This is a genomic window from Pseudomonas sp. NPDC089392 (assembly GCF_044749595.1).
In the GTDB taxonomy this organism is placed as follows: domain Bacteria; phylum Pseudomonadota; class Gammaproteobacteria; order Pseudomonadales; family Pseudomonadaceae; genus Aquipseudomonas.
Genome location: NZ_JBIVIF010000052.1, coordinates 1 through 26,348 on the forward strand (window position 1 = coordinate 1; position 26,348 = coordinate 26,348).

At 62.5% G+C, this 26,348-nt stretch carries 23 protein-coding genes; 13 read left to right on the forward strand and 10 right to left on the reverse strand.

Annotation, left to right across the window (positions count from 1 at the left end; translation table 11 throughout):
* Positions 1 to 461 precede the first annotated feature (461 nt).
* A complete protein-coding gene (locus ACIP1G_RS28130) occupies positions 462 to 1,460 on the forward strand; it encodes a diguanylate cyclase domain-containing protein (RefSeq protein WP_400743000.1) in 999 nt (332 codons plus the stop codon).
* Between the two features lie 144 nt (positions 1,461 to 1,604).
* Here the strand turns inward: ACIP1G_RS28130 and lpdA are convergent, their stop codons facing one another.
* The 4 genes from lpdA to ACIP1G_RS28150 are packed head-to-tail and all read right to left on the reverse strand — an operon-like array spanning position 1,605 to position 6,551.
* Entirely contained in the window at positions 1,605 to 2,984 is a 1,380-nt protein-coding gene (gene lpdA, locus ACIP1G_RS28135) for a dihydrolipoyl dehydrogenase (RefSeq protein WP_400743003.1), read from the reverse strand.
* 2 nt (positions 2,985 to 2,986) lie between these two features.
* Positions 2,987 to 4,258 carry a dihydrolipoamide acetyltransferase family protein gene (locus ACIP1G_RS28140; protein ID WP_400743005.1) on the reverse strand — a complete coding sequence of 424 codons (1,272 nt, stop codon included), beginning with the start codon at positions 4,256 to 4,258 and terminating at the stop codon, positions 2,987 to 2,989.
* Positions 4,259 to 5,317 (reverse strand): alpha-ketoacid dehydrogenase subunit beta, encoded by a 1,059-nt coding sequence (locus tag ACIP1G_RS28145; RefSeq protein WP_346643156.1) that lies wholly within the window; start codon positions 5,315 to 5,317, stop codon positions 4,259 to 4,261.
* Position 5,318: 1 nt separating this feature from the next.
* Positions 5,319 to 6,551, reverse strand: coding sequence for a 3-methyl-2-oxobutanoate dehydrogenase (2-methylpropanoyl-transferring) subunit alpha (locus ACIP1G_RS28150; protein ID WP_110743639.1), 1,233 nt, complete (start codon positions 6,549 to 6,551; stop codon positions 5,319 to 5,321).
* Positions 6,552 to 6,749: 198 nt separating this feature from the next.
* On the opposite strand from ACIP1G_RS28150, the gene bkdR reads away from it, so the two are divergent.
* The 3 genes from bkdR (at position 6,750) to ACIP1G_RS28165 (ending at position 10,202) form a co-directional block, all read left to right on the forward strand.
* Complete coding sequence (gene bkdR / locus ACIP1G_RS28155) at positions 6,750 to 7,235, forward strand: Bkd operon transcriptional regulator BkdR (protein WP_012273540.1); 486 nt, start codon at positions 6,750 to 6,752, stop codon at positions 7,233 to 7,235.
* Positions 7,236 to 7,491: 256 nt separating this feature from the next.
* Positions 7,492 to 8,733, forward strand: coding sequence for a glutamine synthetase family protein (locus ACIP1G_RS28160; RefSeq protein ID WP_400743079.1), 1,242 nt, complete (start codon positions 7,492 to 7,494; stop codon positions 8,731 to 8,733).
* A 128-nt stretch (positions 8,734 to 8,861) separates the two neighbouring features.
* Complete coding sequence (locus tag ACIP1G_RS28165; protein WP_400743009.1) at positions 8,862 to 10,202, forward strand: MFS transporter; 1,341 nt, start codon at positions 8,862 to 8,864, stop codon at positions 10,200 to 10,202.
* A 172-nt stretch (positions 10,203 to 10,374) separates the two neighbouring features.
* Here the strand turns inward: ACIP1G_RS28165 and ACIP1G_RS28170 are convergent, their stop codons facing one another.
* The 4 genes from ACIP1G_RS28170 to flgA form a co-directional block, all read right to left on the reverse strand.
* A complete protein-coding gene (locus ACIP1G_RS28170) occupies positions 10,375 to 11,118 on the reverse strand; it encodes a flagellar brake protein (RefSeq protein ID WP_400743011.1) in 744 nt (247 codons plus the stop codon).
* Positions 11,119 to 11,197: 79 nt separating this feature from the next.
* A complete protein-coding gene (locus ACIP1G_RS28175) occupies positions 11,198 to 11,665 on the reverse strand; it encodes a flagella synthesis protein FlgN (protein WP_400743014.1) in 468 nt (155 codons plus the stop codon).
* Between the two features lie 49 nt (positions 11,666 to 11,714).
* Entirely contained in the window at positions 11,715 to 12,029 is a 315-nt protein-coding gene (gene flgM, locus ACIP1G_RS28180; RefSeq protein ID WP_400743017.1) for a flagellar biosynthesis anti-sigma factor FlgM, read from the reverse strand.
* 162 nt (positions 12,030 to 12,191) lie between these two features.
* Positions 12,192 to 12,944, reverse strand: a complete 753-nt coding sequence (flgA, locus tag ACIP1G_RS28185; protein ID WP_400743019.1) for a flagellar basal body P-ring formation chaperone FlgA — start codon at positions 12,942 to 12,944, stop codon at positions 12,192 to 12,194.
* A gap of 77 nt (positions 12,945 to 13,021) precedes the next feature.
* Here flgA and ACIP1G_RS28190 point away from each other — a divergent pair, with 77 nt between their 5' ends.
* Positions 13,022 to 13,951 carry a chemotaxis protein CheV gene (locus ACIP1G_RS28190; RefSeq protein ID WP_400743022.1) on the forward strand — a complete coding sequence of 310 codons (930 nt, stop codon included), beginning with the start codon at positions 13,022 to 13,024 and terminating at the stop codon, positions 13,949 to 13,951.
* A 52-nt stretch (positions 13,952 to 14,003) separates the two neighbouring features.
* Positions 14,004 to 14,831: a protein-glutamate O-methyltransferase CheR gene (gene cheR, locus ACIP1G_RS28195; protein WP_400743025.1), complete on the forward strand. Its 828-nt coding sequence runs from the start codon at positions 14,004 to 14,006 to the stop codon at positions 14,829 to 14,831.
* Between the two features lie 61 nt (positions 14,832 to 14,892).
* On the opposite strand, the gene ACIP1G_RS28200 is transcribed toward cheR, so the two are convergent.
* Positions 14,893 to 17,640 (reverse strand): methyltransferase domain-containing protein, encoded by a 2,748-nt coding sequence (locus tag ACIP1G_RS28200; protein ID WP_400743027.1) that lies wholly within the window; start codon positions 17,638 to 17,640, stop codon positions 14,893 to 14,895.
* 285 nt (positions 17,641 to 17,925) lie between these two features.
* Positions 17,926 to 20,973 carry a beta strand repeat-containing protein gene (locus ACIP1G_RS28205; protein WP_400743030.1) on the reverse strand — a complete coding sequence of 1,016 codons (3,048 nt, stop codon included), beginning with the start codon at positions 20,971 to 20,973 and terminating at the stop codon, positions 17,926 to 17,928.
* 374 nt (positions 20,974 to 21,347) lie between these two features.
* On the opposite strand from ACIP1G_RS28205, the gene flgB reads away from it, so the two are divergent.
* The 7 genes from flgB to flgG all read left to right on the forward strand — a co-directional run bounded on the left by flgB (position 21,348) and on the right by flgG (position 26,317).
* On the forward strand, positions 21,348 to 21,758 hold the full coding sequence (flgB, locus tag ACIP1G_RS28210) for a flagellar basal body rod protein FlgB (RefSeq protein WP_400743031.1): 411 nt from the start codon (positions 21,348 to 21,350) through the stop codon (positions 21,756 to 21,758).
* Between the two features lie 2 nt (positions 21,759 to 21,760).
* Positions 21,761 to 22,204 (forward strand): flagellar basal body rod protein FlgC, encoded by a 444-nt coding sequence (flgC, locus tag ACIP1G_RS28215; protein ID WP_024087485.1) that lies wholly within the window; start codon positions 21,761 to 21,763, stop codon positions 22,202 to 22,204.
* Positions 22,205 to 22,216: 12 nt separating this feature from the next.
* Entirely contained in the window at positions 22,217 to 22,918 is a 702-nt protein-coding gene (gene flgD / locus ACIP1G_RS28220) for a flagellar hook assembly protein FlgD (protein ID WP_400743034.1), read from the forward strand.
* Positions 22,919 to 22,946: 28 nt separating this feature from the next.
* Positions 22,947 to 24,269: a flagellar hook protein FlgE gene (gene flgE / locus ACIP1G_RS28225; protein WP_400743037.1), complete on the forward strand. Its 1,323-nt coding sequence runs from the start codon at positions 22,947 to 22,949 to the stop codon at positions 24,267 to 24,269.
* Positions 24,270 to 24,400: 131 nt separating this feature from the next.
* Positions 24,401 to 24,583: a hypothetical protein gene (locus ACIP1G_RS28230; RefSeq protein WP_400743040.1), complete on the forward strand. Its 183-nt coding sequence runs from the start codon at positions 24,401 to 24,403 to the stop codon at positions 24,581 to 24,583.
* Between the two features lie 160 nt (positions 24,584 to 24,743).
* Positions 24,744 to 25,484, forward strand: coding sequence for a flagellar basal body rod protein FlgF (locus ACIP1G_RS28235; protein WP_400743043.1), 741 nt, complete (start codon positions 24,744 to 24,746; stop codon positions 25,482 to 25,484).
* Between the two features lie 47 nt (positions 25,485 to 25,531).
* Positions 25,532 to 26,317 (forward strand): flagellar basal-body rod protein FlgG, encoded by a 786-nt coding sequence (gene flgG / locus ACIP1G_RS28240; RefSeq protein WP_016498523.1) that lies wholly within the window; start codon positions 25,532 to 25,534, stop codon positions 26,315 to 26,317.
* Positions 26,318 to 26,348: the final 31 nt, after the last annotated feature.

Here is a 26,348-nt window from a genome sequence, read left to right on the forward strand (position 1 = left end):
ATCGAGCGCCGCCCGCGCGGCGCTTCGCGGGGCAAGCCCGCTCCCACTGTCTGTTTCGGGCCAATGACTCCTGTGCCAGGTGGGTTGCAGCCTTGGTGCATGGCTGGAGATCGATGAAGAGAAACTGCGTCCCCTTCGATATCGAAGGGAACAAACAAGGCGGACAGCGGTGACCTCACAGGATGGACTGGCCCGAAACAGACAGTGGGAGCGGGCTTGTCCCGCGAAGCGCCGCGCGGGCGGCGCTCGATCTCACAGGCGCAGAAAATGCTGTGGCAAGCACCTTCCAGCCCAGACGCATTCAAAGAATTGAACACTCTGGGTACTGGCGCTATTCCGGTCGTGCCACGCTGGGCATATGCTAGCCCCTCAGAGGCATGACCTTGCCACCTGCGGCAATTACCACCACTGTCGGCAGCCCCTAGACGGAGCGCAGTTGCCGGGCATCAGGGAGAGTGTCCATGAGTCAGGAAACCAGGCCGGCCCCAGCCGGCTTCAGTGAACAGCAGTTGCACACCTTGTTCGAATTGATCAGCGATGGCATCTGGGACTGGAATGCCAACACCGGCTACGTCTATCGCAACCCCGGCTGGTACGCCATGCTCGGCTACCCCAGCCACTCCATGGCCAACTCGGTACTCACCTGGGAAAGCGTGATCCACCCAGAGGACTATCCGCGGGTAATGGCGCATTTCGAGGCGTACATCAACCAGCGCAACGAGCACTACCTCGTCGAATACCGTTGCCGTTGCCAGGATGGCAGCTACCTGTGGATCGAGGACCGCGGCTACATCATTGCCCGCAACGAGAACGGCTCGGTGGCGCGCATGCTGGGCGCCCACCGCAATATCGACGCCGGCAAGCGCCTGGTGGCGCAGTTGGAGCAGAAGAACCAGTCGCTGGAAGGCCAGGTGGCCGAACGCACCCGCGAGCTGTCCTGGGTCAACCAGCAGTTGCAGCGGCAACTGGACGAAAACCGCGAGTTGGCCGAACGCGATGCCTTGACACGCATTGCCAACCGCTATCGGCTGGAGAAGGCGCTGCAACTGGAGTGCGAGCGCGCTCAACGCTTTCGCCAGCCGTTGTCGCTGATCGCCATGGACATGGACGATTTCAAGCCGATCAACGACCGCTACGGCCATGCGCGTGGCGATGCGGCGCTGGTGCGGGTGGCCGAAAACCTGCGCACCTGCCTGCGCGAGCTGGACCTGCTGGCGCGCTGGGGTGGGGACGAGTTTGTCATTGTGCTGCCGCAGACCACGCTGGGTGAGGCACTGGATGTGGCGGCGCGCTTGCAGCGCGTGATGGAACAAGTGGCGCCGGTGGGCGATTGCCGGCTGACCATGAGCTATGGCGTGGTGCAGTGGCAGGAAGGGGATGACCAGCATGCGCTGTTGGGGCGGGCTGACCAGGCGCTGTACCGGGCCAAAGGTGCTGGCAAGAACACCATAGCCGAGTAGTACGCGGTCTCTGTGGGAGCGGGCGTGCCCGCACCCACAGAGACCGCGCTGCTTTCTGGTTTTTCATATGACCTGAATAAAAAAAGACCCGCGGCGCCTCACGGCGCAGCGGGCCAAATCGGCCTCAGCCGCTTCAGTGTCAGATCAGATATGCAGGGCGTGGCCCAGGGCGCGCAGTGCCGCTTCCTGTACCGCCTCACCCAGCGTCGGGTGGGCATGGATGGTACCGGCCACATCTTCCAGGCACGCGCCCATTTCCAGCGATTGGGCAAACGCCGTGGACAGCTCGGAAACCGCCACGCCAACCGCCTGCCAACCCACGATCAAGTGGTTGTCACGCCGCGCCACCACGCGCACGAAACCGCTTTTCGCTTCCAGGCTCATGGCCCGGCCGTTGGCGGCGAACGGGAACTGCGCGACGATGCAGTCCAGGCCTTGCTGGCTGGCTTGCTCCGGGGTCTTGCCGACCACCACCACTTCCGGGTCGGTGAAGCACACGGCGGCAATTGCAGCCGGCTCGAAACGGCGTGCCTTGCCGGCGATGATCTCGGCCACCATTTCGCCCTGGGCCATGGCCCGGTGCGCCAGCATCGGTTCGCCGGCCACGTCGCCGATGGCCCAGACGTTGCGCATGCTGGTCTGGCAGCGTTCGTCGATGGCAATGGCGGCGCCGTTCATCTTCAGGTCCAGGCATTCCAGGTTGAAGCCCTGGGTGCGCGGGCGGCGGCCCACGGCGACCAGCACCTGGTCCGCTTCCAGGCGCAGCTGCCCGCCCTTGCCGTCGTTGGCCAGCAGGCAGCCATTTTCGTAACCCTCGACGCTGTGGCCCAGGTGCAGGGCGATGCCCAGCTTTTTCAGCGACTCGGCCACCGGGGCGGTCAATTCGCTGTCGTAGGTGGGCAGGATGCGCTCGCGCGCCTCCACCACGCTGACCTGTGCGCCCAGCTTGCGGTAAGCGATGCCCAGTTCCAGGCCAATATAGCCACCGCCCACCACCACCAGGTGTTGCGGCAGGGCTTTCGGCGCCAGGGCTTCGGTCGAGGAAATCACCGGCCCGCCCAGCGGCAGCATCGGCAGTTCGACGCTGTTGGAGCCGGTAGCCAGCAACAAGTGCTCGCACTGGATGCGCTGGCCATCGACCTCGACCTGTTTGCCGTCGAGCACTTTGGCCCAGCCGTGCACTACTTTCACCCCGTGCTTTTTCAGCAGGGCGGCTACACCGGTGGTCAGGCGGTCGACGATGCCGTCCTTCCAGGCCACGCTCTGGCCGATGTCCAGGCGTGGTGATGCCACGCTGATGCCCAGCGGCGATGGCTCGGTAAAGCGCGAGGCCTGGTGGAACTGCTCGGCCACGTGGATCAACGCCTTGGACGGGATGCAGCCGATGTTCAGGCAGGTACCGCCCAGTGCCTGGCCTTCCACCAGCACGGTAGGAATGCCCAGTTGCCCGGCGCGGATGGCTGCTACGTAGCCGCCAGGGCCGCCGCCGATGATCAACAGGGTAGTCTGGATAGTCTGTTGCATGCTCACTCCACGAACAGGCAGGCGGGTTGTTCAAGCAGGCCACGCACGGCCTGGATGAACAGTGCGGCGTCCATGCCATCGACCACGCGGTGGTCGAACGAGCTGGACAGGTTCATCATCTTGCGCACGACGATCTGGCCGTCGATCACCACCGGCCGCTCAACCATACGGTTGACGCCGACGATCGCCACTTCCGGGGTGTTGACCACCGGCGTGCTGACGATGCCGCCCAGGGCGCCCAGGCTGGTCAGGGTAATGGTCGAGCCCGACAGCTCCTCGCGGTTGGCCTTGTTGGTGCGCGCAGCGTTGGCCAGGCGCGAAATCTCGCTGGCATTGGCCCACAGGCTGCCCGCTTCGGCGTGGCGCAGCACAGGTACCATCAGGCCGTTGTCACCCTGGGTGGCGATGCCCACATGCACCGCGCCATGGCGGGTGATGACCTGGGCTTCGTCGTCATAGGTGGCGTTGATCTGCGGGAAGTCGCGCAGGGCTACGACCAAGGCGCGCACCAGGAACGGCAGCAGGGTCAGCTTGCCGCGGCTGTCGCCGTGCTTGCTGTTCAACTGCTGGCGCAGGGCTTCCAGGGCGGTGACGTCGATTTCTTCCACATAGCTGAAGTGCGCGACCCGGCGCTTGGCGTCCTGCATGCGCTGGGCGATCTTGCGGCGCAGGCCGATCACCGGTACCTGCTCGCTGTCGGTGCGCTTGGCATAGCCATTCGGCGTTTGCCCGGCTGAACTCTGCGGCTTGCTCATGAAAGCGTCGAGGTCTTCGTGCAGGATGCGCCCGGCCGGGCCGCTGCCATGCACGTAACGCAGTTCGATGCCGGCATCCAGGGCGCGCTTGCGCACCGCTGGCGAGGCCAGTGGCTTGTCGCCCGGCTGGCGCGGCACGACCGGGGCTGCCTCGTGGTTGGCAGGTGCCTGGTACGCTGCAGGTTTTACCTGTTGCTGTGGCGCTGGCTGGGCCGCCACCGGGGCAGCAGGGGCCTCGACCGGTTTGGCCGTTGGCACATCCACATGGTTGCCGCTGCCTTCCACTTCGATACGGATCAGCTCGCTGCCGACCGCCATCACTTCACCAGGCTGGCCACCCAGGGCCAGCACCTTGCCGCTGACCGGCGAAGGGATTTCCACGGTGGCCTTGTCGGTCATGACGTCGGCCACTACCTGGTCCTCGGCGATCATGTCACCGACCTTGACGAACCATTCCACCAACTCGACCTGCGCGATGCCTTCGCCAATGTCCGGCATCTTGATGACGTGCGTGCCCATTCAGACCTCCATGACCTTTTTCAATGCCGCACCTACCCGCGAAGGCCCTGGGAAGTAAGCCCATTCCTGTGCGTGAGGGTAGGGCGTGTCCCAACCGGTGACGCGCTCGATCGGCGCCTCCAGGTGGTGGAAGCAGTGCTCTTGCACCAGCGACACCAGTTCGGCGCCGAAGCCGCAAGTGCGGGTGGCTTCATGCACGACGACGCAGCGGCCGGTCTTTTTCACCGACTCGACGATGGTGTCCAGGTCCAGCGGCCACAGGCTGCGCAGGTCGATCACTTCGGCGTCGACGCCGGTTTCTTCGGCGGCCACCTGGGCCACGTATACCGTGGTGCCGTAGGTCAGCACGGTCACGTCATTGCCGGGGCGGGTAATGGCGGCCTTGTCCAGCGGCACGGTGTAGTAGCCGTCGGGCACGGCGCTGTGCGGGTGCTTGGACCACGGCGTCACCGGGCGGTCGTGGTGGCCGTCGAACGGGCCGTTGTACAGGCGCTTGGGTTCCAGGAAGATCACCGGGTCGTCGCATTCGATCGAGGCAATCAGCAGGCCTTTGGCGTCATACGGGTTGGACGGCATGACGGTGCGCAGGCCGCACACCTGGGTGAACATTGCTTCCGGGCTCTGGCTGTGGGTCTGGCCACCATAGATACCGCCACCGCAAGGCATGCGCAGGGTCAGCGGGGCGATGAACTCGCCGGCCGAACGGTAACGCAGGCGGGCCATTTCCGAGACGATCTGGTCGGAGGCCGGGTAGAAGTAGTCGGCGAACTGGATTTCCACCACCGGGCGCAAGCCATAGGCACCCATGCCCACGGCCGTGCCGACGATGCCGCTTTCCGAGATCGGGGCGTCGAACACACGGGACTTGCCGTATTTGTTCTGCAGGCCCTCGGTGCAACGGAACACGCCGCCGAAGTAACCGACGTCCTGGCCGTACACCACTACATTGTCGTCGCGCTCAAGCATGACATCCATGGCCGAGCGCAGGGCCTGGATCATGGTCATGGTGGTGGTGGCCATGGCGGTTTCCGGGTTGATGCTGTTGTTGTGGTCGTTCATCTCAAACCCCCAGTTCCTGGCGTTGACGGCGCAGGTGGTCGGGCATTTCCTTGTACACGTCCTCGAACATCGAGGCGGCGCTCGGGATGTGACCGTTGGCCAAGGTGCCGTACTGCTCGGCTTCCTTCTGCGCGGCAATCACTGCGGCTTCGAACTCGGCCGTGGTGGCCTGGTGTTCTTCCTCGGACCAGTGGCCGATCTTGATCAGGTGCTGCTTCAGGCGGGCGATCGGGTCGCCCAGCGGGAAGTGGCTCCAGTCATCGGCGGGGCGGTACTTGGACGGGTCGTCGGAGGTCGAGTGCGGGCCGGCACGGTAGGTGACCCACTCGATCAAGCTTGGGCCAAGGCCACGGCGGGCGCGTTCGGCGGCCCAGCGCGAAGCGGCGTACACGGCGACGAAGTCGTTGCCGTCAACCCGCAGCGAAGCAATGCCGCAACCCACGCCACGGCCGGCGAAGGTGGTGGACTCGCCACCGGCAATGGCCTGGAAGGTCGAGATCGCCCACTGGTTGTTGACCACGTTGAGGATCACCGGGGCGCGGTACACGTGGGCAAAGGTGAGGGCGGTGTGGAAGTCCGATTCGGCGGTGGCGCCGTCGCCGATCCACGCCGAAGCGATCTTGGTATCGCCCTTGATGGCCGAAGCCATGGCCCAGCCGACGGCCTGCACAAACTGGGTCGCCAGGTTGCCGCTGATGGTGAAGAAGCCGGCCTCGCGCACCGAGTACATGATCGGCAGCTGGCGGCCCTTGAGCGGGTCGCGCTCGTTGGACAGCAACTGGCAGATCATCTCGACCAGCGACACGTCGCGGGCCATCAGGATGCTTTGCTGGCGGTAGGTCGGGAAGCACATGTCGGTGCGGTTGAGCGCCAGTGCCTGGCCGCTGCCGATGGCTTCTTCGCCCAGGCTCTGCATGTAGAAGGACATCTTCTTCTGGCGCTGGGCGACCACCATGCGGCTGTCGAAAATGCGCGTCTTGAGCATGGCGCGCATGCCCTGGCGGAGGATTTGCGGGTCGATGTCTTCGGCCCATGGGCCTTGCGCGTTGCCTTGCTCATCGAGCACGCGGACCAGGCTGTAGGACAGGTCGGCGGTGTCGGCAGCATCGACATCGACAGGGGGTTTACGGGCTTGACCTGCGTCGTTCAGGCGCAGGTAGGAGAAATCGGTCTGGCAGCCTGGCCGGCCGGTGGGCTCGGGCACATGCAAACGCAGGGGGGCGTACTCGTTCATGCTTTTTACGCTCGCTCGGGTATTTGTTTTTGTGAGCTCTGAAGCGGCCGCCGCTGAATACCGGCTCGTGACTGGTAGGTCAGCGTCCCCTACATCTTAGTGGCCCGGCAGGAGAATTTTTCTCTCAAGTTGATTGCCTTTGCCGAGCGGGCCAGATAAACATTCCGCATAAACACAAAAAACCGGTGATTTTGTCTCATGCGCAAACTCGATCGTACCGATATCGGCATTCTCAACAGCCTGCAGGAAAACGCCCGCATCACCAACGCCGAGCTGGCACGCTCGGTAAACCTGTCGCCCACACCGTGTTTCAACCGGGTGCGGGCCATGGAAGAGCTGGGGGTAATCCGCCAGCAAGTGACCTTGCTGTCGCCCGAGGCGCTGGGGCTGGATGTGAATGTGTTCATCCATGTCAGCCTGGAAAAGCAGGTGGAGCAGTCGCTGCACCGCTTCGAGGAAGAAATCGCCGAGCGGCCCGAGGTAATGGAGTGTTACCTGATGACCGGCGACCCGGATTACCTGCTGCGGGTGTTGCTGCCGAGCATCCAGGCGCTGGAGCGGTTTCTCGATTACCTGACGCGGTTGCCGGGGGTGGCCAATATACGGTCGAGTTTTGCCCTCAAGCAGGTGCGCTACAAGACTGCCTTGCCGTTGCCGGCCAATGGCATGACCTTGCGCGAATAGTTGTCTCCTGTACCGGCCCTTTCGCGGGTGAACCCGCTCCTACAAGGATCGCGCGATCGTTGTAGGAGCGGGTTCACCCGCGAAAGGGCCGGCACAGGCACTACAGAGGGTGCTTGAAATTTTAAACACCCCCAGCCTATGTTGTTGTCAGCCTACAACAACAAGGACAAGCGTCATGAGCACCGCTCAGCTCCAGGGCATCGATGAAATCGAATGCGTCACCCCCGACCTCAACGGCGTCCCGCGCGGCAAGGTGATGACCGCCGAAGGCTTCCTTGAAGGCCGCCGCCTGCAGATGGCCCGGGGTGTGCTGCTGCAATGCATCATGGGCGGCTACCCGCCGGCAAGGTTCTACGGCAGCGACGATGGCGACCTGGCGCTGGTGGCCGAGCCCAGCCAGGTCCACCGCCTGCCCTGGAGCAATGACGGCCGCGCCCTGGCTATTTGCGATGCCAACGAACTGGATGGCCGGCCCTCGGCACTCTCCACCCGTGGCCAGCTCAAGGCGGTAATCGCCCGCTACGCCGCGCTGGGCCTGGCGCCCGTGGTGGCGACCGAGCTGGAGTTCTTCGTGTTTGCCCCCAACAGCGACCCGCAGCAGCCGTTCCAGCCACCGCTGGGCAGCGACGGCCGTCGCGAGCTGGGCCATTCGGCGTTCAGTGTCAGCTCCAACAACGGCCTGCGTCCGTTCTTCAAGGAGGTGTACCAGTGCATGGCCGCGCTCGGCCTGCCGCGTGACACCTTCATGCATGAAATGGGCGTCAGCCAGTTTGAGATCAACCTGCTGCACGGCGACCCGCTGCTGTTGGCCGACCAGACTTTCCTGTTCAAGCACCTGCTCAAGGAAGTGGCGCTCAAGCATGGCCTGACCGTGGTGTGCATGGCCAAGCCCTTGGCGCGCACACCCGGCAGTTCCATGCACATTCACCAAAGCCTGGTGGAGGTGGCCAGCGGGCGTAACGTGTTCAGCGACGAGCAAGGCCTGCCAACCGACACCTTCCACCACTTCATCGGCGGCCTGCAGGCGTGCATGGCCGATTTCACCGCGTTGTTCGCGCCCAACGTCAATTCCTATCAGCGCCTGTGCCACCCCTATGCCTCACCGAACAATGCCTGCTGGTCGGAGGACAACCGCGCCGCCGGCCTGCGCATCCCCGCCAGTGCACCCGTGGCGCGGCGGGTGGAAAACCGCCTGCCTGGCGCCGACGCCAACCCGTACCTGGCCATTGCCGCCAGCCTGGCCGCCGGGCTGCACGGCATTGAGCAGCGCCTGCAGCCGTCGCCGGCGATCCAGGGCGAGTTCGAAGTGCCGGAGCACCTGAGCCTGCCGTGCACCCTGCATGCCGCCCTCGAGCGCCTCAAGCGCAGCGCACTGGCGCGTGAACTGTTCAGCAGCGAGTTCATCGAAGGCTACATCGCCAGCAAGACCCTGGAGCTGACCGATTTCTTTGACGAGATCACCCCGTGGGAGCGCCGGGTGCTGGCGGCACAAGCCTGATCGCGACACGACCTGCACCGGACGCGTCCCCGCAGCGCCAAATCGCTGAAGGGGGCCTGCGCCGGGTGGTTTTTGCCCTTATGCTGCTTAGCACCCCGCCACCTGACCAAGGGAGCTTCACGGGACCTATGCGAAATATATGGAAGCCGTTTCAGTCGTTGTATTTCGCCGCGCTGATGATGTTGATCGGCTCGGGCCTGCTCAGTACCTACCTGGCCCTGCGCCTGGCGGCCGACCATGTCGACAGCCTGTGGGTGGGTGCGTTGATGGCGGCCAACTACTTTGGCCTGGCGGTCGGCGGCAAAGTCGGCCACCGGCTGATTGGCCGGGTCGGGCACATACGCGCCTATGCCACCTGCGCCGGCATTGTCTGTGCGGCGGTGCTCGGCCATGGCATGACCAACTGGTTGCCGGTGTGGATCGGGCTGCGGATGATCGTCGGCCTGGGCATGATGTGCCAGTACATGGTCATCGAGAGCTGGCTCAACGAGCAGGCCGATGTGAAGCACCGCGGCGCGGTGTTCAGCGGTTACATGATTGCCTCGTACCTGGGGCTGGTGCTTGGCCAGCTGATCCTGGTCGTGCACCCCGCGCTTGGCCCGGAGCTGCTGATGCTGGTGGCGATGTGCTTTGCCCTGTGCCTGGTGCCGGTGGCGATGACCCGGCGCATTCACCCGGCGCCGCTGCGCCCGGCGCCGATGGAGCCGAAGTTCTTCATCAAGCGCGTACCGCAGTCGCTCAGCACGGTACTGGGTTCCGGGCTGATCGTCGGCTCGTTCTACGGCCTGGCACCGTTGTATGCCTCCAGCCAGGGCATGACCACCGAGCAGATTGGTTTGTTCATGGGTAGCTGTATTTTTGCCGGCCTGCTGGTGCAGTGGCCGCTGGGCTGGTTGTCTGACCGTTACGACCGGGCGGTATTGATTCGCAGCGTGGCGGTGGGCCTGGCGTTGGCGGCAGCACCGCTGGCGATAATGCCCAATGTGCCGCTGGAGTTGCTGTTCGGTATTGGCTTCCTGATTTCGCTGTTGCAGTTCTGCCTGTACCCGCTGGCGGTGGCGTTTTCCAATGACCATGTGGAAAGCGAGCGGCGGGTGTCGCTGACGGCGATGCTGCTGGTGACCTATGGCGTGGGCGCGTGCATCGGGCCGCTGGCGGCGGGTGTGCTGATGAAGGTGCTGGGCGCGCAGATGCTGTATGCCTTCTTCGTGTTCTTTGCGCTGGTGCTGGTGTGGCGCATCCGGCCGAAGGCGGTTACCGGCCTGCACCAGGTGCAGGACGCGCCATTGGGTCACGTGGCGATGCCGGCGGCCGGTTCGCCGTTGTCGGCGGCGCTCGACCCGCGGGTGGATGAGCAGACCGTACAGGAAGTGATGCAGGCGCCGGTGGCGGCGGAGGATACCGAGGCGGAAGAGAAGGGGGCTGAACAGCAGGCGCCCAAGCCGGAAGAGACCAGTAAGTCGGTGTAAGCCTGTACCGGCCTATTCGCGGGTAAACCCGCTCCTACAGGGTACGGCGCCGATTTCAAGATCTGTGCAACACCATGTAGGAGCGGGTTTACCCGCGAATAGGCCGGTACAGGAGAAACACAAACAAAAACGCCACCCGAGCAGGTGGCGTTTCTGTTTTACAGGACGACGATCAATAGTCGTCTTTGTCGAACCGCCGCGCCTCACGCTGCAGCTGGTACACAAAGCTCTCGATCTTGCGCTGTGCCTGCCCGGTAAGGTTATGGAAGCGCACACCGGCAAAGGTCGTGTTGATGCGCTCTTCATAGTGCAGGTGACGCAGTTCGACCATGGTATCCACCAGGCCCAGCGGGTTGCCTGCCTTGAAGCGCTCGTAAACCTGGCCCAGCTGCAGGCGATCCTCGACATTGCCGTCAAAGCGCAGTTTGCAGCCGGTGGCGGAGATGTCCAGCAGCTTGCCACGCAGGGCGCCATTGCCCTTGAGGTGGGTGCCATCGAGGATGACGTCGACCAGTTGCGACAACTTCAGCGCGGCGCGGAAGGCGTTGCGGCGCTGGTGGTAGGTCATCTCCAGCGGCATGGCGCCACGGTAGCAGCGGTGGCCGTCGACTTCGCTGATCTTCAGCTCGTGGTCGCATTCCCAGGCGATGCGCACGCCATCGTGGAAGCCTTCTACGCGAAAGTGTTCGCCGTTCTCGATGAACTTCTCACCGTCGCGGGGGATCATCTCGTCCAGTGCCAGGGTGTTGCTGTCACGGTCCACATGCACCACGTAGCTCTGGAAGCGCTGGCTACGGTCATGGAAGGTGATGATCAGGGGGTCGTGGCTTTCCTGCAGTTGCCGCAAGTTGGCCGCAATCTCCAAAGGGGTGCTCAGCACCTTTGGTGGTTGCGGTGCATCGGATTCATTGAACACGGCTTATCGTTCTCCAGGCAAAAGCGACACACGCAATTAACGGCATTTTGCCAGTATGTTCCGTGCCTTGACAGAAAAATCAGACTTGGCTGAGAGCCCTTGGCTTGGCCAGCAGCGAGGTGCCGCCGCGGCTGTCGTACAGTGACGGCGCATCGCCGCCCTGCAGGATGCGAATCTGGTTGTTGGTGACGTGCTGTTGCACCTGGATGATCCGCCCGTTGGTCTGGTTGACCTGCTGGCAGTCGTCCATCAGCTGCGACAGCATGTCGAGCCGCTGCAGCAGCGCTTCGCCATGCGACGATTGCGCGGCCAATGCCTGCACCCCGTTGCGGTCGGCACTCAGGCCCAGGCTGGCGAGCAACTGGCTGCGGCGCTGGCCATGCTGCTCGATCAGGATGATCAGCGACTGCTTGCGCGCCAGGATCTGTTCCAGCAGCGGCATGTCGCGGCCATGCAGGGCGATCGCTTCCTGGTGCAGAAGGTCGCGCAGTTCCTGCATCGGGGCAATGTCATCTTCGATCAGTTGCAGCAAGGTGGTGTCGTGCATGGCTAACTCTTGGCTTTTCTAGCGTCCGTGAAGTCAGCGCGCCGTACGGTCAGCGCTGGCCTTCGAAATCGAGCAGTTTGCTGGCGACCCGGCCGGCATCGACCTGGTAGCTGCCATCGGCGATCGCCTGTTTCAACTGGGCCACACGGGCGCTGTTGACAACTGGCTCGTCGCGCAGCTTGTCGCTGATCTTTTGCAACTGCTGGGCCTCCTGGCTGAGGTGTACCGCTTCTCCGCTGGCGCTGGTGCCTTTTGCCGCTTCCTGGCTGGCTGCCGGCTGTTCGGCGCTGCCGGGCGCGGTGTTGCCGCGCACGCCGCCCGTGACGGACGGAGAGTTATTCAAACGACTGAAGTCGATGACCATGATCAGAAACCTCTGGGTATTTGGACGCTTGCCTTGTTTTCGGCCAACCCGATAGAAACTTTAGGCACAAATGCATAGCCGCCTGTCAGCAAGCTCACGTACCCGGTTCTGACACAGTTTAGGAAAAGCGGTTCCTCACTGCCAGCGCAATGTGGTAACTGGCTACATGCTCACCTCGACCTGGCCGGGGCCGGTCACCCTGGCCTTGACCACCCGTTTGGAATTGAGGTTGCGTACCCTTATCTGCTCGCTCAGGCCGCCCTTGCTCAGGGCCTCGCCAGGCATGCGCACACTCAGGCTGCCGCTGCGGGCGATGATCACCACGTGGTCGCCCTTGCGCACCACCTCGGCCTGCTCCAGGTGCTGCGGGGTAAGCACCTGGTCGATCACCGTGGGGCGCAGCATCTTCATGCCCACCGCCTGGTCCAGTTCGCTGAGGAAGCCCTGGCCCAATGTGCCGACATCCCGCTCGCGCAGCGCCACGTCGCCTTCGCCCACTTCGTTGCCGCGCTTGAGCGGGCGGGTCACCACCACCACGTTGCGGAACAGCCGCACGGTGGCTGGCACAAATACCGTCCACGGCGCGCTGCCGTCGCAGCGTACCCGCACGGTCACGCGGCCCAGCGGCTGGGACGGGCTCTCCAGCGTGGCGTCCAGCTGCTGGCTGCACAACGGCATGCGCAGGCGCGGGTCCAGCGGGTTGACCTGGATCTCGTAACGGCCAGCGGTCTGGGTGGTGGCCAGGTAATCTTCGACGGTGAATTCAAGAAACCCTTGGGTGACACCGATAAGCTGTTCAGGCAAGGTGAACGCGTCCGCTACCGTGCGAACGCCGGGCACCAGCAAGCACAACGTGGCCAGCGAGCCCGTCAGCAGGTGCGTCAATCGTCGGGAAAATGTCGTTTTCGTGTACATGGCGCTCAAAAAAGCAAAGCCCGTGCCGACTCGCTAGTTGAGTTGCAACGAAAAGCTGAAATGTAAAGGAGTCTGGCATGGCGGGTGTTATGGATTCGGTCAACCAGCGCACGCAGCTGGTGGGGCAGAATCGCCTGGAACTGCTGCTGTTCCGCCTTAACGGCGAGCAGCTTTACGGCATCAACGTATTCAAGGTCAGGGAAGTGCTGCAATGCCCTGCGCTGACCCTGCTGCCCAAGGCGCACCCGGTGGTGCGTGGCGTTGCCAATATTCGCGGGGCTACCATCCCTATCCTCGACCTGTCGATGGCCACCGGGATGCGACCCCTGCAGGAAGAAACGCGCAACAGCTTTGTGATCATCACCGAGTACAACACCAAGACCCAGGGCTTCCTGGTGCACTCGGTAGAGCGCATCGTCAACATGAACTGGGAAGAGATCCATCCGCCACCCAAGGGCACTGGGCGTGATCACTACCTGACCGCGGTCACCCGGGTGGACAAGCGCATGGTCGAGATCATCGACGTGGAAAAGGTGCTGGCCGAAGTGTCGCCGTCGTCCGAGTCGGTCTCGGCCGGGGTGATCGATGCCGAGGTGCAGGACAAGGCCGTGCTGATGCGGGTGCTGACCGTCGACGATTCGTCGGTGGCGCGCAAGCAGGTCAGCCGTTGCCTGCAGACCGTGGGGGTGGAGGTAGTGGCGCTCAACGACGGCCGCCAAGCCCTGAACTACCTGCGCCAGCTGGTGGACGAGGGCAAAAAGCCGGAAGAAGAGTTCCTGATGATGATCTCGGACATTGAAATGCCGGAAATGGACGGCTATACGCTAACGGCAGAGATCCGCAGCGACCCGCGCATGCAAAAATTGCACATCTGCCTGCATACTTCGCTTTCCGGGGTGTTCAACCAGGCGATGGTCAAGAAGGTCGGCGCCGATGACTTCCTGGCCAAGTTCAAGCCGGACGACCTGGCCCAACGGGTAGTCGACCGGATCAAGGCAGCGCATTGAAGCGGCCGGGGGCAGCCCCCCCGGCACCAGTGATTGAAAAGAGGCGGCAGTAGTGTCTACGGGTAATTTGGATTTCGAACAGTTCCGGGTATTCCTGGAAAAAGCCTGTGGCATCTTGCTGGGCGAGAATAAGCAGTACCTGGTTTCCAGCCGTCTCAACAAGCTGATGGAACAACAGGGCATCAAGAGCCTGGGCGAGCTGGTGCAGCGCATCCAGGCCCAACCGCGCGGCGGCTTGCGCGAGCAGGTGGTCGATGCCATGACCACCAACGAGACCCTGTGGTTTCGCGATACCTACCCGTTCGAAGTGCTGAAAAACAAGGTGATTCCCGAGTTCATCCGCAACAACCCCGGCCAGCGCCTGCGCATGTGGTCGGCGGCCTGTTCGTCGGGGCAGGAGCCGTACTCCATCTCGATGGCCATCGACGAGTTCGAGCGCAGCAACCTCGGCCAGTTGAAGATGGGCGCGCAGATTGTTGCTACCGACCTGTCCGGCACCATGCTGAACAACTGCAAGACCGGTGAGTACGACAGCCTGGCGATTGCCCGCGGGTTGTCGCAGGAGCGCCTGCAGCGCTACTTCGACCCCAAGGGGCCGGGGCGCTGGGCGGTCAAGCCGGCGGTTCGCAGCCGCGTCGAGTTCCGTTCGTTCAACCTGCTCGACAGCTATGCCAGCCTGGGCAAGTTCGACATCGTGTTCTGCCGCAACGTGCTCATCTACTTCTCGGCGCAGGTGAAGAAGGACATTTTGTTGCGCATTCACAGCACCTTGAAGCCAGGTGGCTACCTGTTCCTTGGTGCCTCGGAGGCGCTGAATGGCTTGCCGGACCATTACCAGATGGTGCAGTGCAGCCCGGGGATCATCTACCAGGCCAAGTAACGCTGCGGGGTTGGCAAGGCTCGTGCACGCCAGTGGCTGCCGAGCCTTGCCACACACCGTTCTAGCGGCGTATTGCGTACAGCTCCATCTGGGCCTTGTAGCGGTTGGGTACGGCGAAATCGGCGACACTGAAACCGTTGTCGTTAAGCAGGGCAAGCAACCGTGCGCGGCTGAAATTATGATGATGCTCGATTTCCATCCAATACGGGTTGGCATTCTCCGCATCCATGATTTTCCAGCTCGACGAAGTCAGGTCCGGCAGGCTGATAACCAGTACGCCACCGGGGCGAAGTAGTTGTGCAGCTTTTTGCAGGGCCTTGATGGGATAGGGTATGTGCTCAAGCAGGTCCATCATCGACAGGGCGTCGAGTGAGACCTCGAGTTGCAATGTCATGAAGTCGTGCTGGATTGCATTGAAGCCCAACTGCTGCAGGCGGCTGACAGTTTCGGCGCGTGCATCCAGCCCAGTGGTCGAGAAACCGAAGTCACCGGCGGTCATTACCAGCGAGCCGTCCCCACAGCCCACATCAAGCCATGAAGGCTGGCAGGCGCGATTGAAGGTGGCTTGATAGCCACCCAGCAATCCCATGACTTTATCCACCACTGGCGCCCAGAGTGCGCGCTTGTTGTCATGGTTGTCGGCGTGCCGGGCAAGCTGGCCCGGGTTGGCGTTGCGAAACACCTCGGCCAGGCCTGCTTCGGTCCAGTAGTGGCGACTATGCACATGTGCGCACCCCGGGCACTGCATCCACTCAATGGCTTGAGGCAGCGGTTCGTGCCAGAGAGGATGGCCCGAGCAGTTGGCGAAGCCCAGCGTCGTGCTTGCCCCATTGCACAGCGGGCAGGCTGTATAAGCCAGTTGCAGAGGCTGCGGGCGGGTGTGCGGCCGCACTTGCCAATTCTCTTGCGGCATCAGCGGGCCGCAGTCCGGCACATCGATGTGCTCGCCCTTTACCCCATTACGATGCTGCTGCGTCATCAATTCGATGGCTGTTTCAAAATTGCGGGTGAAGCGCAGGGTATCGAACAGCGGTGTCGTCAAGCGATTGGCGGCAACCTTGTCGCGTAGCGCCCTTCGGTAGTCGCCGTCGCTGCCGATCCGTTGGCAGATGCGCACCATGTCATCCTGGTTGGCGCCCACCAACTCTGGCAATTCAATGGCATTGAGCAGGCTCTCGCTGACCCGTGAGCAGAAGTGGCTGCCGCGCGCAGTAATGACTGGAACGCCGGCCCAAAGTGCGTCCGAGGTGGTGGTGTGGCCATTGCACACCAAGGTATCCAGCACTGCGTCGGCCAATTGCAGGCGGGCAAGATGCTGCTCCGGCGCGGCGAAGGGCGCGAAGATAAGCCGTTGCGGATCGACCCCCGCGAGCGCTGCCTGGCGGCTGAGGTGGGAGATGGCGGCTTCGCACTGCCCCAGCAGCCAGAGCACACTGTCGGGTACGCCCTGTAGCACGCGGAGCCACACGGCAAAGCTGCTACGGTCGATCTTGTAGGACTGGTTGAAGGCCGCGAACACCACCTTGTCGTCCGGCAGCCCGTTCGCATTGCGGGTGGTAGGCGCGCAGGCGGAGCCCCGTTTGCGGTCATTGCACTGGTACGAATGCGGCAAGCGGCAGAACGCTTCCGGGTAATGCGCGGTGCTGCTGTCAGGGGTGACGAAGCGGTCCGAAACGATGTAGTCGATGTCGCGGCTGGCTGCGCTGCCCGGGAAGCCCAGGTAAGCGACCTGAAGCGCTGCAGGGCGGTAGGCGAGAATGCCGGGGCGACCGCCACCGGTGTAAAGCTTGAGGTCGAACAGGATGTCCAGCCGATCGGCGGCAATGCGCTCGGCGGCCTGTTGATCGCTCATGGCATCGATGGCGATGTGGTGCTCGACGGCGTCGACGAAGCGTTGTCGATAGTCTGAAACATCGAAAGCGCTGTAGTCGTAGGCAAAAATCTCGAAACGTTCCCGGTCATGGCATTCGAGCAGGCCGGCCATCAGGTGCATGGTTGCGTGGTTGCGGAAGTCGCAAGACACATAACCGACGCGGATGCGCCTGCCCTGTGCGGTGCCAGTAGCAGGTAGTACCAGTGGGGTAACCGTTGGCACCATGCGCTTGACGTAGGCTTGTGTCACGCCAAGGTTGCGGGCTTCGTCCACGCACCAGGTGAGGTGGGTCAAAGGGTATTCTTGCGCAAGCTCGAATGCCCCCTGGTCGTACCAGGCGCCGATTTTCTCTTGCAGGGCTTCGATCCAGTCCCAGTCACAGGTAAAGCGTGCAGGTACCAGGGCGGCGCCAATGACTGCCGGATCTTCCGGTGCCAGCTGCAGGATCTGCTTGAAGGCATTGGATGACTCTTCATAGCAGTCATTGCTTTGCAGCAGCAGCGCCGCATGGGTCAGCAGCCGGGGGTTCTGGCTGAGCGACAGTTGCAGGCGGGCAAAGCCGATAGCCTCGTGCTGGCGGTTGGCGTTGAAACAGGTGGTCACCAGCGCGTCGAGCACTTCCTCGTTATCGGGTGCTTCTTCATGGGCCTTGAGCAGGCACTGCAAGGCTTCGTCGGTGGTGCGCATGGCGGCCAGCAGCACGCCGGCAGCGAGCCAGTTGCGCGCGCCGGCACCTTTTACGGCGGCCAGCCGAAATGCTTCGACAGCCTCGGCATGGCGCCCGGCAAGGCGCAGGGCCTCGGCTTTCATGCCAAGCAGGGCGGGGTTGTCCGGTAGCTGCGCAAGTAGCAGCTCTAGTTCAGGCAGGGCCTCGCAAGCCTGGCCGCCATTGATCTGAGCGAGTAGCGCCTCAAGGCGCCCTTCCTGAATGGTCATAGAGATAGGTTTTCAAAAAAAGATCGCAAAATCGCGACGGAGACACGCATAGGTGCCTGGGCTTGAAAAGAAAACGGGTGGGACTGCGCAGTTGCAGGTACCCGAACGGCACATCCTAGGGGGCATGGCGGAAGTCGTCCACAGGCAAGGGATGAGCGCAAGGATTGGGCAGGTGACCGCCCAAAGCCTGGGTTTGCCAGGTTGATCATCATCACCGGCCTTGCCCCGTAGCGGTGATACGGTACGGGTCAGGGCCGATGATGGATCAGCTGTAGCGAGCCTGCCTTACACGTTCAGATAAGGAATCTGGGTAGTGGAAAGCTGGCCGATTTGCGCAGTGGTCATGGAACCGACCTGGGTGTGCGACAGTGCGTTGATCTGGGAGGTCGACAGCGTGGCGATCTGCGCAGTGGTGAGCGAGCTCACCTGGGCAGTCGTCAAGGCGGCGATATCCTTGGTCGTGATCGCGGCGACTTGAGTGGTGGTCAGGCCGGCCAGCACGGTAGTGCTGATGCCCGAGATTTGCGCGGTGCTCAACAAGCCGATCTGGCCTGTGGACAGGTTGTTGGCCAGCGTGCTGACCTGCGCGTACTTCAAGGCAGCGACCTGTTTGGTGGTCAGGCTGGTGACCTGGGCGCTGCTCATCGCACCTGTCTGGGTAGTCGTCAATGCAGCAACGTCTACCGCCTCCATCGCCCCGACCTGGGTGGTGCTCAGGGCTGCCAGTGCGGTCGTCGACAGCCCGGCTACCTGGCTGGTGGTCAGTGCGGCGATGTCCTTGGTGGTGATGGACTGCAGTTGGGTAGTGCTCAGGCTATTGAGGGCGGAAGTGCTCAGGCCTGCCGCTTGCGCGGTGGTCAGCGAGCCAATCTGGCTGGTGGTAAAGCTTGAGACCAGCGCATTGACCTGGGCATATTTCAGTGCCGCCACCTGCGAGGTAGTCAGGTTACCGACCTGACCTGTGCTCAGCGCCGTCAGCTGCGACGTAGCCAGCGAGACCAGGTCTTTGGTCTCGATCGCTTGCAGTTGCGCAGTGGTCAGGCTGGCAGTGTTCAGGCCAGTGACCTGGCGGGTCGACAAGGCGGCGATCTGCGCGGTCGAGAGGTTGGCTTGTAGTGTGCCCACCTGGGCGGTCGACAAGGCACCAATCTGGGCAGTCGACAACCCGGCCACGGCGGCAGTCGTCAGACTTGCCAGTTGGGTGGTCGACAGCGCGGCGATATCCTTGGTGGTGATCGCTGCTACCTGGCCGGTACTCAGTGCGGCCATTGTGGTGGTGGAAACACCCGCAATTTGCTTGGTCGACAGCGAGCCGATCTGCAGGGTGCTGAGGTTGGCACCCAGGCTACCGACTTGGGCACTGCTCAAGGCAGCAATCTGGGCGGTTCCCAGGCTACCGACCTGAAGCGTTGTCAGCGCGCCCAGCTGAGTGGTGGACATTGCCGCAATGTCTTTGGTCTCGATGGCCGTCAACTGCGCCGAAGTCAGGTTGCCCAGCACGGTGGTCGACAGGCCGGCGACTTGCGATGTCGACAGCGCGGCGATGTCCTTGGTGCTGATCGCCTGGAGCTGGCCTGTGGCCAGCGAGGCAATGACAGTGGTCGACAGTGCCGCTGTCTGTGCCGTTGTCAACGCGCCGATCTGGGCGGTCGACATCTTCGCAGCCAAGGCGCCGACCTGGGTGGTGGTCATTGCGCTGATCTGGGTTGTCGACAGGGCTGCGAGGTCAGTCGTGGTCACCGAGCCCAGCTGAGTTGTGGTCAGGACCGCGATGTCGGCGGTCGAAATGGCGGCAAGCTGAGCGGGGCTCAGAGCAGCCATCGTGGTTGTGGAAACCCCAGCGATTTGCTTGGTCGACAAGGCATTGATCTGGGCTGTGCCAAGCTTGGCGCCCACGCTGTCAACCTGGGTGCTGCTCAGTGCGGCAATCTGGGCTTTGCTCAGGCTGCCCACTTGAGACGTTGTCAGTGCGCCCAGTTGGGTGGTGGACATCGCGGCAATGTCTTTAGTCTCGATCGCCGTCAGCTGCGCGGTGGTCAAGCTGCCCAATACCGTGGTAGATAACCCGGCGACCTGCGATGTCGACAGTGCAGCGATATCCTTGGTGGAGATCGCCTGCAGTTGGCCCGAAGTCAGCGAACCAATGACGGTGGTGGACAAACCTGCGGTTTGTGCGGCTGTCAGGGCGCCAATCTGGGTAGTCGACATCTTGCCGGCCAGAGCGCCGACCTGCGCGGTGGTCATTGCCGTGACCTGCGCCGTCGACAAGGTGGCGAGGCTGGCTGTTGCCACCGCACCGAGCTGGGTCGTCGACAAGGCGGCAATGTCCTTGGTCGAAATCGCTGCCAGCTGAGCGTTGTCCAGGGCGGCGATCGTGGTGGTGGTCATGCCCACGACTTGCTTGGTCGACAGCAGGCTGATCTGCCCGGTGCTGAGCTTGGTCCCCAGGCTACCTACCTGGGTGCTGCTCAAGGCGGCCATTTGAGCGGTAGTCAGGGTGTTGACTTGAGATGTGCTGAGCGACCCCAGTTGAGTGGTCGACATGGCGGCGAGGTCTTTCGCCTCGATCGCCTTCAACTGCGGCGTAGTCAAGTTACTCAGCACGGTGGTCGACAGGCCGGCTACCTGCGATGTCGACAACGCCACGATGTCTTTGGTGGAGATTGCCTGAAGCTGGCCTGTGCTGAGCGAGCCAATGACTGTGGTCGTCAGGCCTGCAGTCTGCCCAGTAGTCAAAGCGCCGATCTGGGTGGTTGACAGCTTGGCAGCCAGGGCGCCGATCTGGGCGGTGGTCATTGCCGTGACCTGGGCCGTGGACAGGGCGGCGAGGGCGGTTGTAGTTACAGCGCCCAGCTGGGTAGTCGTCAGGGCAGCGATGTCTTTGGTGGTGAATGCGGCCATCTGGGTGGCGCTCAGCGCCGCCATCGTGGTGGTCGACACCCCAGCGACCTGTTTGGTCGACAGTACGCCGATCTGTGCGGTGCTCATGTTGCCAGCCAGTGCGCCAACCTGGTTAGCGGTCATGGCGGCGATCTGAGTGGTAGAGAACGCTGCCACTTGCGTCGACGACAGGGCTGCTACTTGTGCGGTGGCAAGTACTGCAACGTCATCTTTGCCCAGCGCCGCCAGCTGCGATGCGTTGAAGGCTGCAATCGCTGCCGTGCTCAGCGAAACGACATCGGAAGTCGACAGTGCTGCAATCTGCGCGGTAGACAGTACGCCGGCCTGAGCGGAGCTCAGGGCTGCGATATCGGATGTACCCAGCGCCGAAATTTGTTTAGTTGACAGAGCGGCAACTTGTGCCGTCGACATCGCCGTGACGATTGAAGTCATAGATAGTAATCCAGGTTAGGAGGGCGGCATCCAGACTCTCTCGCGTCACCACGATGCGAGACAACGAGCGCTTTGCCTGCAAATTGCATCGGCATGGCCTTTTGATACTTTAAGGGGGCCTTGAAATATTTTGTCGAATGCCATCGTGCTGCTGTGTTGCTGGATATGTCGTCAATTTTTTGGGTTGCCACGTTGATCGACTGACTATTGCCGCTTTGTGCCGCCTTTGAGGTAAACCTTTGCCGCTTTTCTGGCAGCACGCCCGTGCGGTCGGTGCATGAAGGCCCGGTTTTGTTGCACTTGCCAGGGTTGGCACAGCCCTTGCTAATCCTTGCTCAACGAAATTCCGGTCAACCTCTGAAGGTTTCCCCGACATGAGCATCAGCTTCGACAAGGCGCTTGGCATTCACGAAAAGGCCCTGGGCTTCCGCGCCCAGCGCGCCGAAGTGCTGGCCAACAACATCGCCAACGCCGACACGCCCAACTACAAGGCGCGCGACATGGACTTTTCTTCGGTGCTGGCCGCCGAGACCGGCAAGCAGCAAAGCGGCCGCTTCGCCATGGACCGTACCAACAGCCGGCACATCGAAGCCGAAGGCCTGGCCATCGCCGCTGACGACACGCTCAAGTACCGCACGCCGCTGCAGCCGTCGATCGACCAGAACACCGTCGACGCGCAGATCGAGCAATCGAACTACACCGAAAACGCCATTGGCTTCCAGGCCAGCTTCACCTTGCTCAACAGTAAATTCAAAGGGCTGGTTTCCGCCCTGCGGGGAGAATGACCATGTCCCTTTCCAGTGTCTTCAATATTGCCGGTAGCGGCATGAGCGCGCAGAACACGCGCCTGAACACCGTCGCCTCCAACATTGCCAACGCCGAGACGGTGTCTTCGAGCATCGACCAGACCTACCGCGCCCGCCACCCGGTGTTCGCCACCACCTTCCAGGACGCGCAGGCCGGCAGCAGCCAGTCGCTGTTCGAAGACCAGGGCGAAGCAGGGCAGGGCGTGCAGGTAAAAGGCATCGTCGAGGACCAGAGCACTCTGGAAGCGCGTTACGAGCCGAACCACCCGGCGGCGAACAAGGACGGCTACGTTTACTACCCGAACGTCAACGTGGTCGAGGAAATGGCTGACATGATCTCTGCCAGCCGCGCGTTCCAGACCAACGCCGAGCTGATGAACACGGCCAAGAGCATGATGCAGAAAGTCCTGACCCTGGGGCAGTGATAGGAAGCCGACATGACCACTACCAATTCCACCACCGACGTCGGTAGCGCCTACCTGACTTCGCTGCAAAAACAGCAGAGCAAGAACAGCGACAGCACCGGTGCCGCCGGCAGCGCGCTGGGCAAGGATGCGTTCCTGCAGTTGCTGGTTACCCAGATGCAGAACCAGAACCCGCTCGACCCGCAGGAAAACGGCGAATTCGTCGCCCAGCTGGCGCAGTTCAGCAGCCTCGAAAGCATGCAGTCGCTGAATGACGCGGTGACCTATATCGCGGCCGGGCTGCAGTCTTCCCAAGCCCTGCAGGCCTCGTCGCTGGTCGGGCGCAATGTGATTGTGCAGACCGACAAGGCCGTGGTCGACACCAGCAAGGACATGAAGGGCTCGGTCAACCTGACGTCGTCCAGTACCTCTACTTCGGTAGGCATCTACGACAAGGACGACAAGCTGGTACGCACCATCGAGCTGGGTACCCAGAAGGCCGGCAGCATCGATTTCACCTGGGATGGCCTGGACGATGACGGTGAGGTCGCGGCCGCTGGCACCTACACCTTCAAGGCAACCGCCTCGATCGATGGCACGGCCACGGCCATGACCACCAACCTGCCGGCCTCGGTTACCAGTGTGACCATGGGCACCAACGGTTCGGAGATGACGCTCAACCTGGCCGGGCTGGGCAGTGTTGCGCTTTCCAAAATCCAAAGCATCGGCATCTAGGGCCTGAGCAAAACGACAGGAGTTACACATGTCTTTCAATATCGGCCTTAGCGGCCTCTATGCAGCAAACAAGGCCCTGAACGTTACCGGCAACAACATTGCCAACGTTGCCACCACCGGTTTCAAGTCGTCGCGTGCCGAGTTCGCTGACCAGTATTCCAACTCCATCCGTGGCACCAGCGCCGGCAAGACAGTGATCGGCACCGGGGTAAAGACCGCTGCGGTTTCCCAGCTGTTCACGCCAGGCAACATCAATTCGACCGGCCAGGCGCTGGACATGGCCATCGATGGCAATGGCTTCTTCGCCCTGAACGATAACGGCTCGAAGATCTACACCCGTGCTGGCGCGTTCTACAGCGACAAGGCAGGTTATGTGGTGAATGCCGGGGGTGCCAACCTGCAGGGTTATGCGGTGGGTGAAGATGGCAAGGTCATCCAGGGCATACTGACCAACCTGCAGATCGATACGTCTAACCTGACGCCGAAGCCGACCAGCCTGATCACCGAGAAGATCAACCTCAACTCGGGTGCAACCGCCCCGTCGGTAACGCCGTTCGACCCTACCAACGCCAGTTCCTACAACTTCACGTTCAACACCCCGGTTTTCGACAGCCAGGGCAACGAACACCAGATGAACCAGTACTTCATCAAGGACGACACCACCAACACCTGGTCGATGCACACCACCATCGATGGCCGAAACCCGGCTGACCCGGCCTCGACCACGCCGTTGGTCAACGCGGTGCCGTTCAAGTCCGATGGTACGCTGGACAAGGATGCAATGGTTGCGGGTGCGGTCACCGGCGGCCTGACCATTGGCGAAGACAAGATCTTCAGGCTCGACAGCTGGATCCCGGCGCAGAAAAATGCCGCTGGCGAGTGGTCGGCCAATGGTGCCATCGCCAATGCCGACGGTGTGAAGCTGGACATGCTGGGGGCTACCCAATACAACGCGTCGTCCGCAGAAGTTGCCAAGACCCAGGATGGCTACGCCACCGGTGAGCTGTCCGGGCTGAGCATTGACCAGAGCGGCTACCTGTTTGCCAGCTTCACCAACGGCAAGGACAAGGTGATTGGCCAGGTGGCGGTAGCGAGCTTCGCCAACATGCAGGGCCTGACGCCGATTGGTGGCACCAACTGGAAAGAATCCTACGCCTCGGGCGTGCCAGTGGTTGGCGCCCCGGACACCGGTACCCTCGGCCAGATTTCCGGTGGTGCGCTGGAAGACTCCAACGTCGACCTGACCGGCGAACTGGTCAACCTGATCAAGGCGCAGAGCAACTACCAGGCCAACGCCAAGACCATTTCCACCGAAAGCACCATCATGCAGACCATCATTCAGATGACCTGATGATGGTTGGGGCTGCTGCGCAGCCCATCGCGACGCAAGGCCGCTCCTACAGGTGACCGCGATCCATGTAGGAGCGGCCTTGCGTCGCGATGGGCCGCAACGCGGCCCCAAATTCTGAAAGGCTAACGCTCATGATAAGGCTAATGCTGATAGCCCTGCTGGCCACGGCCCTGCCGCTCTCCGCCGCCCCCGCCCCGTTCTACCTATGGCAAAGCCTGGTCACCGGCCGCTACCTGTGCTCGGCCCACAACCCGGGCAAAGGCTGGGTACGCCATGCCGGCCCCTACAACAACGCGGGCTGCCGCAGCCATTGAGCAAACCCTTGCCGCAGGCGGCAAACATCCGCCGACAAACTGACGGTTATTGCCCCTTGCTACGCTGAAAGCCCCGTAAATCGGGCGTTTAAGACTTGGTTCGATTATTGCTTTGAACCTGCCCAGTGACAGCGCGGCAGGTGCGCGCAGAGGAGATACTGTGGACAAGTTGCTTTATGTGGCCATGACCGGCGCCAGCCAGAACGCGCTGGCGCAAAAGGCCCACGCCAACAACCTGGCGAACGTTTCCACCAACGGTTTTCAGCGTGACCTGGAGCAGGCGCGCTCGATGCCGGTGTTTGGTGACAGCTTTCCGGCGCGCGCCTTTGCCATGACCGAGCGCCCGGCCACCGACTTCAGCGAAGGCCCGCTGGTCGAAACCGGCCGCGAACTCGACGTGGCGGTGACCGGCAAGGGCTTCATCGCCGTGCAGGCGCCGGACGGCAGTGAAGCCTATGTGCGTACCGGCAGCCTGAACATCGACGCCCTTGGCGTGCTGCGCGCCGGCAACGGCATGCCGGTGATCGGCAACGGTGGCCCGATCGCCATCCCGCCAGAGCAGAAGGTGGAAGTGGGCGCCGACGGCACCCTGAGCATCCGCTCCATGGGTGAAGACCCGCGGGTGATCGCCGAAGTCGACCGCATCAAGCTGGTCAACCCGGACACCAAGGGCCTGAAAAAGGGCCTGGACGGCCTGATCCACACCGCCACTGGCCAGCCGGCCGACGCCGACGTCAACGTGCGGGTGGTATCGGGCTTTCTGGAAGGCAGCAACGTCAACGCCGTCGAGGAAATGACCTCGGTACTGGCGCTGTCCCGCCAGTTCGAACTGCACGTCAAGATGATGAACACGGCCAAGGAAGGCGACGAAGCCATGGCTCGGGTTTTGCAAATCGGCTAATCACTTTTGAACGGGTGCCGTAAAACAGGCGCACGAGGAGAACTTACATGCTTCCGGCTCTTTGGGTCGCTAAAACCGGCCTGTCCGCCCAGGACACCAACCTGACGGTCATTTCCAACAACCTGGCCAACGTCTCCACCACCGGCTTCAAGCGTGACCGTGCCGAGTTTGCCGACTTGCTTTACCAGATCCGCCGCCAGCCCGGTGCCCAGTCCACCCAGGACAGCGAGCTGCCTTCGGGCCTGCAGGTCGGTACCGGTGTGCGCATCGTCGGCACCCAGAAAAGCTTTGTCGCCGGCAGCCTGCAAACCACCGAAAACCCGCTGGACATGGCGGTCAACGGCCGTGGCTTCTTCCAGATCCTGCAGCCGGACGGCACTGTTTCGTACACCCGTGACGGTACTTTCCACCTGAACTCCGACGGCCAGATCGTAACCGCCAACGGCTACGCCCTGGAGCCTGCCGTGGTCGTACCGAACGACGCGCAAACCTTCACCGTCGGCCAGGATGGCACCGTGTCGATCACCACTGCCGGCAACCCGGCCGCGCAAGTGATCGGCAACATCCAGACCGCCGACTTCATCAACCCGGCCGGCCTGCAAGCCATCGGCGACAACCTGTTCCTCGAAACCGCCGCCAGTGGCGCGCCACAAGTCGGCACCCCGGGCCTGAACGGTTTCGGCACCACCCAGCAGCAGACCCTGGAAAACTCCAACGTCAGCACCGTGGAAGAGCTGGTGAACATGATCACCACCCAACGTGCCTATGAGATGAACTCCAAGGTCATTTCCACCGCCGACCAGATGCTGTCGTTCGTTACTCAACAGCTTTAAGGCAGGCAGCTTCAAGCCTGGCAGTTCCATT

Coding starts and splice junctions, on each gene's coding strand:
- ACIP1G_RS28160 (WP_400743079.1), top strand. CDS start 7,492: ATGACCGCCGAAGGCTTCCTTGAAGGCCGCCGCCTGCAGATGGCCCGG.
- flgA (WP_400743019.1), bottom strand. CDS start 12,944: ATGTACACGAAAACGACATTTTCCCGACGATTGACGCACCTGCTGACG.
- flgB (WP_400743031.1), top strand. CDS start 21,348: ATGAGCATCAGCTTCGACAAGGCGCTTGGCATTCACGAAAAGGCCCTG.
- ACIP1G_RS28165 (WP_400743009.1), top strand. CDS start 8,862: ATGCGAAATATATGGAAGCCGTTTCAGTCGTTGTATTTCGCCGCGCTG.
- ACIP1G_RS28205 (WP_400743030.1), bottom strand. CDS start 20,973: ATGACTTCAATCGTCACGGCGATGTCGACGGCACAAGTTGCCGCTCTG.
- flgC (WP_024087485.1), top strand. CDS start 21,761: ATGTCCCTTTCCAGTGTCTTCAATATTGCCGGTAGCGGCATGAGCGCG.
- flgE (WP_400743037.1), top strand. CDS start 22,947: ATGTCTTTCAATATCGGCCTTAGCGGCCTCTATGCAGCAAACAAGGCC.
- ACIP1G_RS28175 (WP_400743014.1), bottom strand. CDS start 11,665: ATGCACGACACCACCTTGCTGCAACTGATCGAAGATGACATTGCCCCG.
- flgG (WP_016498523.1), top strand. CDS start 25,532: ATGCTTCCGGCTCTTTGGGTCGCTAAAACCGGCCTGTCCGCCCAGGAC.
- flgM (WP_400743017.1), bottom strand. CDS start 12,029: ATGGTCATCGACTTCAGTCGTTTGAATAACTCTCCGTCCGTCACGGGC.
- bkdR (WP_012273540.1), top strand. CDS start 6,750: ATGCGCAAACTCGATCGTACCGATATCGGCATTCTCAACAGCCTGCAG.
- ACIP1G_RS28150 (WP_110743639.1), bottom strand. CDS start 6,551: ATGAACGAGTACGCCCCCCTGCGTTTGCATGTGCCCGAGCCCACCGGC.
- ACIP1G_RS28230 (WP_400743040.1), top strand. CDS start 24,401: ATGATAAGGCTAATGCTGATAGCCCTGCTGGCCACGGCCCTGCCGCTC.
- lpdA (WP_400743003.1), bottom strand. CDS start 2,984: ATGCAACAGACTATCCAGACTACCCTGTTGATCATCGGCGGCGGCCCT.
- ACIP1G_RS28140 (WP_400743005.1), bottom strand. CDS start 4,258: ATGGGCACGCACGTCATCAAGATGCCGGACATTGGCGAAGGCATCGCG.
- ACIP1G_RS28145 (WP_346643156.1), bottom strand. CDS start 5,317: ATGAACGACCACAACAACAGCATCAACCCGGAAACCGCCATGGCCACC.
- ACIP1G_RS28190 (WP_400743022.1), top strand. CDS start 13,022: ATGGCGGGTGTTATGGATTCGGTCAACCAGCGCACGCAGCTGGTGGGG.
- ACIP1G_RS28200 (WP_400743027.1), bottom strand. CDS start 17,640: ATGACCATTCAGGAAGGGCGCCTTGAGGCGCTACTCGCTCAGATCAAT.
- flgD (WP_400743034.1), top strand. CDS start 22,217: ATGACCACTACCAATTCCACCACCGACGTCGGTAGCGCCTACCTGACT.
- ACIP1G_RS28130 (WP_400743000.1), top strand. CDS start 462: ATGAGTCAGGAAACCAGGCCGGCCCCAGCCGGCTTCAGTGAACAGCAG.